Here is a 14,337-nt window from a genome sequence, read left to right on the forward strand (position 1 = left end):
AACCGATGGCCTTAAACCTTAACTGGAAATTTTATATACAATGATATTATACGAGAGGTGATAATAATGCCTAAAAAAAATGAAATTTGTGTTATAGATAGATTTGAAGGAGATTGGGCGGTCATAGAATGGAAAGATAAGATTTTTAATTTCCCCCGGGAATTACTTCCTAAGAAGGTAAATGAAGGAGACGTACTGATATTTAATGTGGATGTAGATAAAAGCGAAACAGAAAAGCGCAAAAAGGCTATTGAAGATTTGGCGAAGGACCTATTTAAAGATGAATAAAGATGGATAAATGTTAAAAAGGTGCATAATTTGAAGGAGAGGTTTTAGCTATGTACAAGAAGAGATTACTGTTGCCCTTTATATTAATACTATTTGCATTTATATTGACAAATTATACAATATTTGACAATACCCTTACTCATGAAGTTCAACAGGTTTTACAGGATGAAGGAATAAAAAAACAGCACGAAGCAGTTAAAAAATCCGCAACAGACAGTTTAACAGTAAATTATATAGACGTAGGACAAGGAGACAGTATATTTATACAAACTCCATCAGGCAAGACGATGTTAATAGATGCAGGAACACCTGAAATGGGTAGCAAAGTTATAAAGTACATAAAAAGCCAGGGAATTAATAAAATTGACGTACTTATAGGTACCCACCCTCATAATGACCACATAGGAGGTATAGTGGAGATTATAAAAACCTTCAAAATAGGAAAGTTTTATATGCCTAAAGTAACCACTACAACGAGGACATTTGAAGAAGTTCTAAAGGCAGCAAAATCAAAAGGACTTTCGATAAACGTTGCAAAAACAGGAGTAGTAATTGACCTTGGAGATGGTATAATTGCAAAAATGCTTGCGCCAAATAGTTCCCATTACGAGGACTTAAATAATTATAGTGCGGTAATAAAAATTACGTATGGTAATACCTCTTTTTTGTTTACAGGAGATGCTAGTGAACAATCTGAAAAGGAAATGCTAAGTAAAGGATATAATTTAAAAGCCGACGTCTTAAAAATTGGACATCATGGCAGTTCTTCATCTTCTACTTGGGCATTTTTAAAGGCAGTACATCCTAAATATGCTGTTATATCTTGCGGTAAATACAATGACTATGGTCATCCCCACAAAGAAACAATGAAAAAGCTTAGGTCATTAGGAATAATAGTATATAGAACAGATGAATGTGGGACTGTAATTGCAGTAAGTGATGGCAAAACTATAAATTTTAATGTAGAACCAGGTGATAATTTGTCGGGAAGTGAGATTAAAAGATAATTTACTTTAATACATTGCATTTATAAAGTGATATGATATAATAAAAGCATTGAAACCAGTTGAAATAAATTTTTAGGAGGATTATTATGGCTACAGTAAAACCCTTTAAGGCAATAAGGCCTGTACCAGGATTGGCAGATAAAATAGCGTCCTTGCCTTATGACGTCGTAAATACCGAAGAAGCGAGGAATTTGGCGAAAGATAATCCTTATTCATTTCTTCATGTGGATAGAGCAGAAATAGATTTAGCTCCATCTATAAATCCTTACGATGAAATAGTTTATGAAAAAGCGAGAGAAAATTTTGACAGAATGCTTAAAAAAGGACTGTTAATAAAAGATAATGAGGAGAACTGTTACATCTATAGAGAAATAATGAACGGCAGGAGTCAAGTGGGATTGGTAGCGACTGTTTCGATTGATGAGTATTTAGAAGGAATAATTAAAAAGCATGAGCTTACTCTGCCGGAGAAAGAACAGGATAGAATAAATCACATGGATTACTGTGATGCTCACACGAGTCCAGTTTTTTTAACGTACAAAGCCAATCAAGAGCTTAAAAAGTTGTTAAATAGCTGGATGGAGAGCAAAAATCCTATATATGATTTTACATCAGAGGATGAAATAAGACATACAGTATGGATTATAGATGACAAATCCTTAATAAATAAAATTACTTCTGTTTTTAAGGCAATAGACTATCTTTACATTGCAGATGGACATCATCGGGCTGCTGCTTCTGTAAAAGTAGGCTTAAAGAGGCGAGAACAAAATCCTGATTATAAAGGAGATGAGGAGTTTAACTATTTTTTAGCAGTGTTAGTGCCCCATGATGAAGTTTATATCATGCCTTATAATAGGGTGGTAAAAGATTTAAACGGCTATTCTGAAAGTGAATTTATTGAGAAGATAAAAGAGAAATTTGAAGTAGAGAAATGTAATGAAGGCCAGCCTTTCAATCCTTCGCAAAAGCACACTTTTGGCATGTATCTATCAGGGAAGTGGTACAAACTTACTGCCAAAGGAGGTACTTTTAACCCATCGGATCCGATAGAAAGTTTGGATGTGTCCATCTTACAAAAAAATCTGTTAGATCCTATTTTGGGGATAAAAGATCCGAGAACTGATAAAAGGATTGATTTTGTAGGAGGAATTAGAGGCTTAGAAGAATTAGAAAGAAGAGTTAAGGAAGACATGAAAGTGGCTTTTTCTATGCATCCGACAACAGTTGAAGATTTAATTGCTGTTGCCGATGCGAGAATGATAATGCCTCCTAAGTCTACCTGGTTTGAGCCTAAACTAAGAAGCGGATTATTTATTCATGAATTGAGATAAAAGCACCTTTTCTTTTTTAAGGTGCTTTTTATGTGCGCCCGGCATGGGCGATAGCTAGGCGGTGAAAGTCCGCTGTGGGCTTGGTAGTGGGAACCACTAGCCAAAAGCAAGGGTGTCCATCGTGAGGTGGAATCTGAAGGAAGCTTAAGGCAAAATCTCGGTCTGATGAACAAGAACCAGATAAGAGGCTGAATTGGGATGGATGAGTTTGCGTAACAAAACGAAGTCCAACACTACCCGAATCCCATACAGTAAATCTGGCAGATATATGAGATGAAAGTTATCGTTCTTACCCGGGGAGGTCTCAAGGACAAGTCACTAAAGTGAACTCTGAAGTGACAACCCATACAGTGATGTATGGTTGAACCTTGAGAAGTCAGCAGAGGTCATAGTACTTATCTAGTCATGAATAGATAAGGAAGGGCCGAACGTTAGGAGGTTTTGGAAATCTTATGGACTCGAAAGATATGCAGAGACTGCAGACAACTCAACAAAGAGGCTATCCGTTGAATAGAGAAATGGAATTTCAAAAGACAACGGAAGTGCATAGTATATCATCGGCGTCAAAAGATAGAAGAAACGATGTACAAAGATATACCAGCAAGATGCTTGAAATGATAGTAGAACGAGGAAACATGAGAGCAGCATACAAGCGCGTTGTTGCAAATAAAGGAAGCCATGGAGTCGATGGGATGGAAGTAGATGAACTTCTACCGTATCTCAAAGAAAACTGGGCAACCATAAAACAACAACTGCTGGAGGGGAAATACAAACCACAACCAGTGCGAAGAGTAGAAATTTCCAAACCAGATGGAGGAGTAAGACTACTAGGAATACCTACAGCACTAGATAGGCTAATACAACAAGCAATAGCCCAAATACTAAATAGAGTCTACAACCATACATTTTCTGATAGCAGTTATGGATTTAGACCAGGACGCAGTGCAAAAGACGCAATAAAAGCCGCAGAAGCATATATAAATGAAGGATATACATGGGTTGTAGATATGGACTTAGAAAAGTTCTTTGACAGAGTAAACCACGACATAATAATGTCCAAACTAGAAAAGCGGATAGGAGACAAAAGAGTACTAAAGTTAATAAGAAGATACTTAGAATCAGGAGTAATGATAAACGGAATCAAAGTATCAACAGAAGAAGGAACACCCCAAGGAGGGCCATTAAGTCCCCTATTAGCAAACATAATGTTGGACGAACTAGACAAAGAACTTGAAAAGAGAGGACACAAATTCTGTCGGTACGCAGATGACTGCAACATATATGTAAAAAGCAGGTCTGCAGGAAACAGAGTAATGAAGAGCATAAAGAAATTCATAGAAAGCAAATTAAAATTAAAAATCAATGAAGCAAAAAGTGCTGTAGATAGACCATGGAGAAGAAAATTTCTTGGATTTTCATTCTACACAAAAGAAAACGAAGTAAGAATAAGAATCCATGAAAAATCCATCAAAAGGTTTAAGGAAAAAGTAAGAGAAATAACCAATCGGAACAAGGGAATAAGCATGGAAAACAGAATAAAAAGACTAAATCAAATAACAACAGGATGGGTCAACTATTTTGGATTAGCAGACGCGAAAAGCATAATGAAAACCCTTGACGAATGGATAAGGCGAAGACTAAGGGCATGTATATGGAAACAATGGAAGAAGATAAAAACGAAGCATGATAACCTAGTAAAACTAGGAGTAGAAGAACAAAAAGCCTGGGAATACGCCAATACAAGGAAAGGCTACTGGAGAATATCCAATAGCCCAATCCTAAATAAGACTCTTACAAATAAATACTTTGAAAGCATAGGTTATAAGAGTTTATCCCAAAGATATCTAATTGTACACAATTCCTAATGAACCGCCGTATACCGAACGGTACGTACGGTGGTGTGAGAGGACGCTGAATAAAATAATTATTCAGCTCCTACTCGATTTTTTAAGTGAAAAAGTTCTATTATTTAAAAATTTGTACTAATATATATTGAAGGATAATTTAGGGGAGCTGGTTATATGAAAATAAAACAAAAAGCACTACTAGGTTTAGTTATAATTGTAATTATCGGCTTAGTGCTTTATCTTTTGCCTGAAGAGACTCAACTTACATCTTACACAATTGAAGCAAAATATGATGACCAAAATAAAATAATTTACGCTACTCAAACAGTAAAATACATAAATACCAATGATATCCCCTTAAAAGAAATATACTTTCATCTATATCCAAATGCTTTCAAGACACAAGAGAATTTGCCTTTTACGAAGGAAGAACTCCCTTTTGCCTATCCTAATGGTTTTCAGCCGGGATTTATAGAGATTGAAAAAGTTACTTTTGATAAAGACATTCCAGCTACTTACGAATTGGAAGAACCTAATGAGGAAATTTTAAAAATAAATTTGCCTAAAGAATTAAAAAAAGGAGAAACAATAGAAATCAATATGACCTACAAAGTACAAATTCCACCTTGTAGAAGTAGATTTGGCTATGGGAACAATACTGTACAGATAGGAAATTGGTATCCTATACTCTCTGTATATGATAAAAATGGCTGGAATAATGACCCCTACTACATTTTTGGAGATCCTTTTTATAGTGATATAGCAAATTACAAAGTGAAATTGTCAGTACCTAAAAAAATGATAGTTGCCTCTACTGGAGAGATAAAACAAGAGAAAAACTATGGAGATTCCAAAGAATTAGTTATTGAAGCACAAAAAGTAAGAGATTTTGCTATGGTTTTAAGCACGAAATTTAAGATAGCAGAGCAGCAGGTAGATGGCATAAAAGTTAAATCCTATTATTTTACAGAAGGGTATGGGGATAAAGCTCTTAAATTTGCTGTAGATGCAATTAAGTTTTACAATGATTATATTGGCAAGTATCCTTATAAACAATATTCTGTTGTACAGACTGATTTTTACATGGGAGGCATGGAATATCCTAATCTTGTAATGATATCAAAGGATTTGTATACAAAAGCTAATTTGTTTCATTTAGAATATGTAATTGCTCACGAGACTGCTCATCAGTGGTGGTATGGTGTTGTGGGGAATAATCAAATAAAAGAATCTTGGCTGGATGAGGGATTGACGGAGTACACTACAATTATGTATATAGAAAGGTATTATGGTAAGGCAACAGCTGATGAGATTTATAGACTTGTTATAGAGGGAGAATTTAATAAATTTCTAAATACCAATTCAGATATTTCGTTAGCTAAGACTTTGGCAGATTTTAAAGAGTGGAAGGAGTACACTAATATAGCTTATAACAAAGGAGCAATGGTTTTTTATAATCTGAGGAATCTGATAGGTGACGAAGAATTCAAAAAGGTGCTTCAAAATTATTATGATAAATACAAATATAAAATTGCCACTACGCAAGACCTAATTGACGTAGTGGACAGTGTTACAGGCAAAGATACAGGTGGATTTTTCCAAGAGTGGTTTTATTAAATTATCATTTTTCGCTTTAGCCTTATATCTTCACCGTAGAAATTGAGCAATTTAAAATGGCCAAATATTCGTGAATAAATTCTTTCAGGATAAATTGCCATTATTTCTGATAAAAGTAAATTTGTAGAAATAATAAATTTTTTGCCAAGTAACAATCTTGTATTTAAAATATTAAAAAATTCCTGCAAACTAAAAGCAGTTATAGATTCTGTTCCCAAATCGTCGATTATAAGGAGGTCACATTCTTTTAATAATTCCAAATATTCATTATAGCTACTGCTATCAGCATTAAGCTTGTTTATTCTCAAACCTTCAATTAAATCTGGTGCTGTGCGATATATCACACTTTTACCTCTATCTAATAATTCCTTTGCTATACAATTAGCAAGAAAGGTTTTACCAAGACCTGAGTCACCATAGAAAAAAAGGCTTTCAGCGGTAGTATCAAAATTTTTTATAAAATTAAGAGAAAACTCTACAATATTTTTCATGTTGCTTCTTGGGGAAGGCTTATCACCATAGGGTTTGTCTGAATAATATTCGAAATTAAAATTAGAGAAATTTTCTTTTTTAAGTATTTCGGCTATACTTGATTGTTTATAATAAATATTTATAAGTTTTTGGTCAAAACATTTACATCGCTTTCTATTTACATATCCTGTATCTTTGCATATGTTGCATTCGTATTTAGGTTCTAGATAATCTTCAGGGTATCCATTAGATTCTAAGAGATAAGCCTTCTTCTTTTTTAAATTATTTAACCTCTCTTTTAAAAGATTTAAAAGTTCTCTTCCATTTTCAGGTTCTTTAAAAATTGATTGAGTTATTTCGATTCCTACCTTCTTAATCTCTTCGTCAATTTTTTCAAGTTCAGGAATTTCTTTATAAAGTTTGTTTTTACGATTGAGGGCATCTTTTAAAGCCCTATCTCTTTTCATTTCATATTCTTTAAGGATTTCATGGATGATGTTTTCATTCATTTAATTCACCCCTTGAATGGGCTAAAAGCTTTTTCTCCAAATCTTCTATGTCGTAACTTCTCTGAGAGTAGCTGTTGAAGTAGTTTTTAGGAGCTTTAAAACCTGAGGTAACAGGAGTTTTTTTCTTTGTAGAGGACTTTTTATTTTCTAAATCTTCTACTGTTCTTATACCTTCATTAAACCAGTTGATCAATATTTTATTTATATAAGGGAAACTGGGTTCATTCAATTTAAGAGTACATTCGTTGCAAGCTTTTATTATCACATCTACATCAAAACCTAAATCGTCCATCCAGCGGTCCATCATCTCTTTGTGGGATTCCATTAATTCATCCTCTTTAAGACCCAAAGCATTTAAAATCCTTCTATAATTTTGCCATCTTTTGTTTTCTGCTTTTAAGTATTCTTCTACATCTAATGCGGTTTTAAGACCTGCGTCATGCCAGGCTATTGCTACCTTTTCCATATATCTTAAAGAAGTTTTGTTTTTAGAAGCGCAATAACTTACTAACATCGTTATTATTTCCAAGGAAAAGCCGTATTCATCTATCCAGCTTAAATATGTTTCCATTTCTGTAGAGGTTAAAGGCCTTCCCAAAGTCAATTCAATTGCTTCAAACATTTGTTTTACTTGAGGGTCCTGTAAGGACACGCTGTGATTTAAGGTTGGTTGTGGGATAACTGGGAGATATTCAACTGTGTATTCACCATCTATGTATTTTAATTTAACTAGGCCTGATTTTTCCCAATACTTCAAAGCTCTGTCAATTTCTATATCTGACATAAATAATTTATCTGCCAGAGTTTTTAAAGATATTTCGTTGCCATAATAGCAATATTTCAATCCCAAAATATATACTTTGACATATTCGCCTGGGGCATCCAACATGAAATGATTTATAAAATAATTGCTGATGGGAGTACTTCCCCAATCGTCATTTTCGTTTAAAAATCTAAAAACGCTCATCCTCCCCACCTCGAATATATTATAACACAGCGAAATAGCCTCTTCAATTGAAAAGAATTTAACATAATTATCGGAATATTTGAGTATATTGTTAAATTAAATAAGTATATATAGGAATATTAGTTTGAAGTATAACATACAATATAGAAAGATGCTAAAAATTTCATTAATTAAAATTTGGTTTTACAAAAAAGTATGGTATAATTAAAAAAGATTAACAGAAGAAAGGAGAATACTATGGGGAAGGTGGGGGATAAAAGCTATAAGTTTTTTCTTGGTTTATTAAAGACTTACAAGAACAATATTATAGCTTTTGTGGTAGCACTGTCCATAGGTCTTTCTTTTATTGTATATGAAGAAGGATTTGCCTACAAGATAACAGTAGATGGTGAAACTATTGGAATTACCAAGAATATAGATGAGGTAAAAAGTTTTATAGAAGAATTACATAAAAAAGAAAAGCAAAAGACAGGAACGGATATAGTTTTAAATCAGCAAATAAAATTTGAAAGGGTAAGAGTATCAAATAAAGAGTTGACAGATGTACATAAAATTTATGCTAATTTGGAAAATGCTATGAGTTTTAGCTGCAAAGCTGCTGCCATAATAGTAGATGGCAAGTTTGTGACTGCGTTAAAAAATGAAGAAGAGGCAAATAAGGTTCTTGAAATGTTAAAGAATAAATACGCAAGGGATTCTGATAGAACATATTTTAAAGAGGATGTCAAAATTGAAGAAAAGTACATACCTCCAAAATATTTAGTAAGCTTTGAGGAAGCGTTAAAAATATTGCAACAACCTGTAAAAAAAGCTGTTACATACACTGTAAAAGAAAACGATAGTTTGTGGTCTATTGCAAGAGCTCACGACATGTACATTGATGATATTTTAAAATTAAATCCTGGCCTTACAGAAAATTTAAAACCAGGACAAGTAATATATTTATCTTCTGCTGTACCTAATGTCACGGTTGTTACTGAAAAGAGAATAGTTTACAAAGAGAAAATACCTTTTGAGACAAAGCTTACTAAAGATGACAAATTGTATACCAATCAGTCTAAAGTGTTAGTAGAAGGTAAAAAAGGCTTGAAAGAGGTAACTGCTGTTGTTGTAAGTTACAATGGCGTTGAGGTTTCAAAAGAGGTAAAGAGTGAAAATATACTTGAAAAGCCTATCAACAAAATAGTTGCAGTAGGTTCAAGAAGAATATCTTATGTTGCTACAGGGTCTTTTAATTATCCTGCGAGAGGTACAATAACCTCAAGATTTGGACAAAGGTGGGGAAGGTTTCACACAGGAGTTGATATAGCGGCACCACAAGGTTCGCCTATTTATGCTGCGGATGGAGGTACTGTTATATTTTCAGGTTGGGAGAGTGGATATGGCTATTTAGTCAAAATTGACCATCACAATGGTTATGTTACTTATTACGGACATGCTAGTAAGCTCCTTGTTAAGAAAGGCGATAAAGTGGCGAAAGGACAAAAAATTGCTTTGGTAGGTTCGACAGGTCGTGCTACAGGTCCCCATTTACATTTTGAGGTTAGGAAAAATGGAGTGCCTATTGATCCTATGCCCTTTTTAAATAGAAGATAATTTCGGTAAAAAGCCCAGAATGGGCTTTTTAATTTTTATGGGATTGATATAAAAAAAGATAAGTGTTATAATACTGTTGTTGTTTGCTTTACATAAACCTGTATCACTTCATACATATTGAATCACTAACATATACATACATAAAGAATTTTTTGAATATGTGTGAGGTGATACATTATGAAAAGGAAATTATTTATTTTTATTTTTGTTATTATTTTATTTGTTGGGTTTTATTTTAGTAATAAAATTGAGACAGTGTCTTATACTTTTATAAAAAGTGCAAAAGAGAACATTTTAAAAAATAATGTAAGTAGTTATAAAACCGCTGAGAGTGAGCATTTTATATTAAAATATAGTCCTGAAGACCAAAAATATGTTTCTCTTGTTTTGAAAATTGCAGAAAAACATTATAAAGGAGTAACCAAGGATTTAGGTTATGAACCTAAAAATAAAAGCCTTATTATAATGTATCACGACCCCGAAAAAATGAATAAAGATTTTTCACTTGCTAAAGGAGAAAGCGCAATGGGACTTTATTTAAATGGAGTTATAAGTATACAATCTCCTGAATTATGGATTAGTCCTGGACAAGATTTAGAAAAAGTTTTTGAACACGATGGGCCCATTGTTCATGAGTTTACGCATCTAATTGTAGACAATGTAGCAAAAGGCAATTATCCTGTATGGTTTACTGAAGGAATAGCTCTTCTTGAGGAATATAGAGAAAATGGGTTTATATGGGGAGAAGGTATTGAAGAGGATAAACCTTATTCTTTAGAAGAGCTGACTTATAAGTTTAATCAGTTAGATGAGGTTTTGGCCTATAAAAGATCTTTTGAAATAGTAAAAGCTATTTCTGATAAATATGGAATGCAAAGTATAAGAGATATTTTGAAATACTTGGGTAATGGATTAAGCCTTGAAAATAGTTTCTACAAAGTTACAGGTGAAGATTTGAATCATTTTGTGAATTCATTACAGTAAATCGGGGGAAGGTATATAATACCATCTCCTTTTCTTTCTTTTTAATTGCAAAATACTTGTAAAATATTTTAAATTGTATTAAAGTATATATTGTGATGATATTTGATTTATTTTAATTTAATTTGATTTGAAGGGAAGATTAAAAATGGAAAAGTTTATAATAAAAGGAGGAAAGCCCCTTAAAGGAAGTATACAGATAAGTGGCGCTAAAAACTCTGCTGTTGCAATCCTTCCCGCAGCCCTATTGGCTGATACTCCGAGTGTGATAGATAATTTGCCTGATATAAAAGATATAGAATTATTAGTCCAGATGATACGCCATCTGGGAGGAAAAGTAGAAAAGAAAAAACACGAAGTAGTAATTGCCCCTGAAGGGATTAATTCCTTTTACCCCCCTCGAGATTTAGCAAGCCAGATGAGGGCTTCTTATTATCTTATAGGTGCACTTTTAAGTAGATTTAATGAGGCAGTAATAGCTATGCCAGGTGGGTGTAATATTGGTGTAAGACCTATTGATCAGCATATCAAGGGTTTTGAAGCTTTAGGGGCAAAAACTACCATAGAGCATGGACTTATAAGGATTAAAGCTGATAAGTTGGTAGGGAATCATATATATTTTGATGTAGTAAGCGTAGGTGCTACTATAAATTTGATGTTGGCATCGGTTAAAGCCGAAGGGGTAACAATATTAGAAAACTGTGCAAAAGAGCCCCATGTAGTTGATGTAGCAAACTTTTTAAATGCCATGGGAGCGAATATTAAAGGTGCTGGTACAGATACTATAAAGATAACAGGGGTAGACAAGCTTCACGGATGTCACTATACTATTATTCCTGACCAAATAGAAGCAGGAACTTACATGGTGGCAGCTGCCGCAACAAAAGGTGATGTGTATATAAAAGGAATAATTCCAAATCACTTAGAAGCAATTATTGCAAAACTTGCAGAAATGGGCGTCATTGTTGAGGAATACGATGATGTGATAAGAGTAAGAAGAGAAGGGCCTTTGAAACATGTTGATATAAGGACTTTACCTTATCCTGGTTTTCCAACAGATATGCAACAGCCCTTTGCGGTGCTTTTGGCTTTGGCTGATGGCATAAGTGTCATTACTGAAAATATATATGAAAATAGATTTAAATATTTAAATGAGTTAAAGAAAATGGGAGCGAAAGTAAGAGTAGAAGGAAGGACTGCAATAATTGAAGGCGTAGAGAAATTGACAGGTGCACCTCTTTATGCGACAGACTTAAGAGCAGGTGCAGCGATGGTTATAGCAGGGCTTGCTGCTGAGGGTACGACAGAGGTTATGGAGGTTTATCATATAGATAGAGGTTATGAAGCGATGGAAGTAAAGCTTCAACAATTAGGTGCTGATATAGTAAGGGTAAAAGAGTAAAAAGCTATAAAATTTTGCGTATAATGTGCTGCATAATATCTCATCCTATTTAGTGAGGTGATATTATGCAGCGTCAATTAAAGAGTTTTTTTGCTGTTGCAATTATAACTACTTTGGTTAGCTCTTTGGTATTTGTATATATTGCACCAAAGTATTTATGGGGTAAAGTTATTCCTATACCTTATCCTCCTTCTTCAGGAATAAGAACAGAAGTAGTGATACCAACAAAAGAATCTCCTACAATAGCGGAAGTAGTGGCAAAAAAAGACACTCCTGCTGTTGTGGGAATTACTACTGTAGAATTTCAAAGAGAATATTATTTTATAGAAAAAGCTGTAGAAGGTGTAGGTTCAGGTTTTATTGTTAATCCAAATGGCTATATTATAACAAACAATCATGTTGCTAATGAAAAATCCAAAAATATAAAGGTATATTTAAGCAATGGCAGTATACTTCCGGGTAAAGTTTTATGGACTGACCCTGTTTTAGACCTTTCTATCTTAAAAATTGATGCAAAAGATTTGCCAGTTATACCTTTGGGAGATTCTGACAAGATATCGGTAGGGCAAACCGCAATAGCAATTGGAAATCCTTTAGGTCTTAGGTTTCAAAGGACGGTTACTTCTGGAATAATAAGCGCTTTAAATAGAAGCCTTCCCATTACTGAGGATGGAAAACCGCGAATCATGGAAGACTTGATACAGACAGATGCTTCTATAAATCCAGGGAATAGCGGAGGGCCTTTAGTGGATTCTCAAGGCTATGCAATTGGAATAAATACTGCGAAGGTAACAACTGCTGAAGGATTGGGCTTTGCTATACCTATAAACATTGTAAAGCCTATACTTAAGAAAGTGATAGAAACGGGTACATTTAAAGCACCTTATATTGGCATAGTTGCGTATGATAAAGAAATTGCCAGTTACATTTCCGCAGATGTTTATATATATGAAGGGATATATGTGGCAGATATTGACCCTAAAGGTCCTGCTTATAAAGCTGGCATTAGAAAAGGCTATATTATTTTGGAGATAGATGAAAGACCTGTAAATACTATGACAAGTTTAAAATGTATTATTTATGAAAAAAATCCAGGTGACAAAATAAAAGTTAAGTACCAAACCGTATCGGGAAAGACAGGATATACTACTATAACTCTCGGAGAATAGGAGAGATTTTATGTTTGTTGTGTGTGAAAAGCATTTAGAGGATGCCATTGAAGAATTTGTCGAAGTGTACGAACAACCACCGGATATTTACAAATTGGATGAAGTTTCTTTTACTGATTGGCTGGTACCTCATAAATGTGATTTTTGCGATGAGCCACCTAAATATCTTGTAGTTTAAAAATGAGGGACTTAATAATGAAGATATATATAATAGCTGTTGGAAAAATAAAGGAGAACTATATAAGCGATGGAATAGTTTTTTATTTAAAAAAATTGCGCCCTTATTGTGAAATAGAAATTAAAGAAGTAGAAGAAGAAAAAGCTCCTCAAAATTTAAGTGAAAAAGAAAAAGAGGAGATTTTGCGTAAAGAAGGAGAGAGAATTCTTTCTAAAATAAAAAAAGGAAGCTTTGTTGTTTCTCTTGCTATAGAAGGAAAAGAAATAGACTCATATAAATTTTCCCAATTTATAAAGGCTACTTTTCAATCTGGTTATAGAGAAATGACCTTTGTAATAGGTGGCTCGTTGGGATTGTGGGAAAATATAAAGAAACAATCTCACTTAAATCTTTCTTTTTCTAAAATGACATTTCCTCATCAATTGATGCGGCTCATACTTTTAGAACAGCTTTATTTAGCATTTGATGGTAAAAATCACTTGTGATAAGGTTCATTGTTTAAAATTTTATAAGCGCGATACAACTGTTCAAAAAGAATAGTAGATGCAAGGCCTAAACTCATTTCCATAGGACTTATGCTAATGCTTTCATTTAAGGGAATTTCCTCATTTCCTATGACTATTAATATATCTGTCTTTGCTGAAAGTTCAAGCTCTTTTATTTTTTCTGCTAATTCTTCAGAAGACAGCGATTTTCCTGAAGGTAATATTCCGATTTTATAATATTTGTCTATTTGTTGCTTGGGCAACTGTTGAGGATTTTTGTAGTTTGTAAAGGAAATATTACAAAAGCGGTTTAACCTCTTTTGATATTCTTTTATTGCATCAGAATAAAACTTTTCTATTTTATTACCTGTAGCATAGACTTTATAATTCATCCTATCACTTCTCTTTGTATTTTGTTGATAGTCAATATTATAAAGTGATAAAATTATATTGTCAAAAATATTTGAAAATATGCTTTTCATTTGA

The 14,337-nt window shown here is 33.5% G+C and carries 14 protein-coding genes; 11 read left to right on the top strand and 3 right to left on the bottom strand.

What is annotated here, in order from left to right:
- Positions 1-66: 66 nt before the first annotated feature.
- The 5 genes from THEBR_RS00500 (at position 67) to THEBR_RS00520 (ending at position 6,093) form a co-directional block, all read left to right on the top strand.
- Positions 67-288, top strand: coding sequence for a DUF3006 domain-containing protein (locus tag THEBR_RS00500; RefSeq protein WP_003867861.1), 222 nt, complete (start codon positions 67-69; stop codon positions 286-288).
- Positions 289-338: 50 nt separating this feature from the next.
- Complete coding sequence (locus tag THEBR_RS00505) at positions 339-1,295, top strand: ComEC/Rec2 family competence protein (RefSeq protein WP_003867862.1); 957 nt, start codon at positions 339-341, stop codon at positions 1,293-1,295.
- Positions 1,296-1,381: 86 nt separating this feature from the next.
- Positions 1,382-2,629 carry a DUF1015 domain-containing protein gene (locus THEBR_RS00510; protein WP_012268866.1) on the top strand — a complete coding sequence of 416 codons (1,248 nt, stop codon included), beginning with the start codon at positions 1,382-1,384 and terminating at the stop codon, positions 2,627-2,629.
- A 452-nt stretch (positions 2,630-3,081) separates the two neighbouring features.
- Positions 3,082-4,494 (top strand): group II intron reverse transcriptase/maturase, encoded by a 1,413-nt coding sequence (gene ltrA, locus THEBR_RS00515; protein WP_012268867.1) that lies wholly within the window; start codon positions 3,082-3,084, stop codon positions 4,492-4,494.
- 156 nt (positions 4,495-4,650) lie between these two features.
- A complete protein-coding gene (locus THEBR_RS00520; protein ID WP_009052096.1) occupies positions 4,651-6,093 on the top strand; it encodes a M1 family metallopeptidase in 1,443 nt (480 codons plus the stop codon).
- Here THEBR_RS00520 and THEBR_RS00525 read toward each other — a convergent pair.
- Together THEBR_RS00525 and THEBR_RS00530 are read right to left on the bottom strand one after the other, a co-directional pair.
- Entirely contained in the window at positions 6,090-7,073 is a 984-nt protein-coding gene (locus tag THEBR_RS00525) for an ATP-binding protein (protein ID WP_012268868.1), read from the bottom strand. The two genes, THEBR_RS00520 and THEBR_RS00525, sit on opposite strands and share 4 nt — an antisense overlap.
- On the bottom strand, positions 7,066-8,040 hold the full coding sequence (locus THEBR_RS00530) for a DnaD domain protein (protein WP_003867867.1): 975 nt from the start codon (positions 8,038-8,040) through the stop codon (positions 7,066-7,068). Before THEBR_RS00530 ends, THEBR_RS00525 begins: the two co-directional genes overlap by 8 nt.
- Positions 8,041-8,277: 237 nt before the next feature.
- Here THEBR_RS00530 and THEBR_RS00535 point away from each other — a divergent pair, with 237 nt between their 5' ends.
- The 6 genes from THEBR_RS00535 (at position 8,278) to rlmH (ending at position 13,851) form a co-directional block, all read left to right on the top strand.
- Positions 8,278-9,636, top strand: coding sequence for a peptidoglycan DD-metalloendopeptidase family protein (locus tag THEBR_RS00535; protein ID WP_009052097.1), 1,359 nt, complete (start codon positions 8,278-8,280; stop codon positions 9,634-9,636).
- A 177-nt stretch (positions 9,637-9,813) separates the two neighbouring features.
- Positions 9,814-10,620, top strand: a complete 807-nt coding sequence (locus THEBR_RS00540; RefSeq protein ID WP_003867869.1) for a peptidase MA family metallohydrolase — start codon at positions 9,814-9,816, stop codon at positions 10,618-10,620.
- 145 nt (positions 10,621-10,765) lie between these two features.
- Positions 10,766-12,019 carry a UDP-N-acetylglucosamine 1-carboxyvinyltransferase gene (locus THEBR_RS00545; protein ID WP_012268869.1) on the top strand — a complete coding sequence of 418 codons (1,254 nt, stop codon included), beginning with the start codon at positions 10,766-10,768 and terminating at the stop codon, positions 12,017-12,019.
- A gap of 65 nt (positions 12,020-12,084) precedes the next feature.
- Positions 12,085-13,188 carry a S1C family serine protease gene (locus THEBR_RS00550; protein WP_012268870.1) on the top strand — a complete coding sequence of 368 codons (1,104 nt, stop codon included), beginning with the start codon at positions 12,085-12,087 and terminating at the stop codon, positions 13,186-13,188.
- Between the two features lie 10 nt (positions 13,189-13,198).
- Entirely contained in the window at positions 13,199-13,366 is a 168-nt protein-coding gene (locus THEBR_RS11670) for a CxxH/CxxC protein (protein ID WP_003870754.1), read from the top strand.
- A 17-nt stretch (positions 13,367-13,383) separates the two neighbouring features.
- Positions 13,384-13,851, top strand: a complete 468-nt coding sequence (rlmH, locus tag THEBR_RS00555) for a 23S rRNA (pseudouridine(1915)-N(3))-methyltransferase RlmH (RefSeq protein WP_012268871.1) — start codon at positions 13,384-13,386, stop codon at positions 13,849-13,851.
- Here the strand turns inward: rlmH and THEBR_RS00560 are convergent.
- Positions 13,842-14,243: a 23S rRNA (pseudouridine(1915)-N(3))-methyltransferase RlmH gene (locus tag THEBR_RS00560; protein WP_009052100.1), complete on the bottom strand. Its 402-nt coding sequence runs from the start codon at positions 14,241-14,243 to the stop codon at positions 13,842-13,844. The genes rlmH and THEBR_RS00560 overlap by 10 nt on opposite strands.
- Positions 14,244-14,337: the final 94 nt, after the last annotated feature.

Source organism: Thermoanaerobacter brockii subsp. finnii Ako-1 (assembly GCF_000175295.2).
Classification (GTDB): domain Bacteria; phylum Bacillota; class Thermoanaerobacteria; order Thermoanaerobacterales; family Thermoanaerobacteraceae; genus Thermoanaerobacter; species Thermoanaerobacter pseudethanolicus.

Coding starts and splice junctions, on each gene's coding strand:
- THEBR_RS00500 (WP_003867861.1), top strand. CDS start 67: ATGCCTAAAAAAAATGAAATTTGTGTTATAGATAGATTTGAAGGAGAT.
- THEBR_RS00505 (WP_003867862.1), top strand. CDS start 339: ATGTACAAGAAGAGATTACTGTTGCCCTTTATATTAATACTATTTGCA.
- THEBR_RS00510 (WP_012268866.1), top strand. CDS start 1,382: ATGGCTACAGTAAAACCCTTTAAGGCAATAAGGCCTGTACCAGGATTG.
- ltrA (WP_012268867.1), top strand. CDS start 3,082: ATGGACTCGAAAGATATGCAGAGACTGCAGACAACTCAACAAAGAGGC.
- THEBR_RS00520 (WP_009052096.1), top strand. CDS start 4,651: ATGAAAATAAAACAAAAAGCACTACTAGGTTTAGTTATAATTGTAATT.
- THEBR_RS00525 (WP_012268868.1), bottom strand. CDS start 7,073: ATGAATGAAAACATCATCCATGAAATCCTTAAAGAATATGAAATGAAA.
- THEBR_RS00530 (WP_003867867.1), bottom strand. CDS start 8,040: ATGAGCGTTTTTAGATTTTTAAACGAAAATGACGATTGGGGAAGTACT.
- THEBR_RS00535 (WP_009052097.1), top strand. CDS start 8,278: ATGGGGAAGGTGGGGGATAAAAGCTATAAGTTTTTTCTTGGTTTATTA.
- THEBR_RS00540 (WP_003867869.1), top strand. CDS start 9,814: ATGAAAAGGAAATTATTTATTTTTATTTTTGTTATTATTTTATTTGTT.
- THEBR_RS00545 (WP_012268869.1), top strand. CDS start 10,766: ATGGAAAAGTTTATAATAAAAGGAGGAAAGCCCCTTAAAGGAAGTATA.
- THEBR_RS00550 (WP_012268870.1), top strand. CDS start 12,085: ATGCAGCGTCAATTAAAGAGTTTTTTTGCTGTTGCAATTATAACTACT.
- THEBR_RS11670 (WP_003870754.1), top strand. CDS start 13,199: ATGTTTGTTGTGTGTGAAAAGCATTTAGAGGATGCCATTGAAGAATTT.
- rlmH (WP_012268871.1), top strand. CDS start 13,384: ATGAAGATATATATAATAGCTGTTGGAAAAATAAAGGAGAACTATATA.
- THEBR_RS00560 (WP_009052100.1), bottom strand. CDS start 14,243: ATGAATTATAAAGTCTATGCTACAGGTAATAAAATAGAAAAGTTTTAT.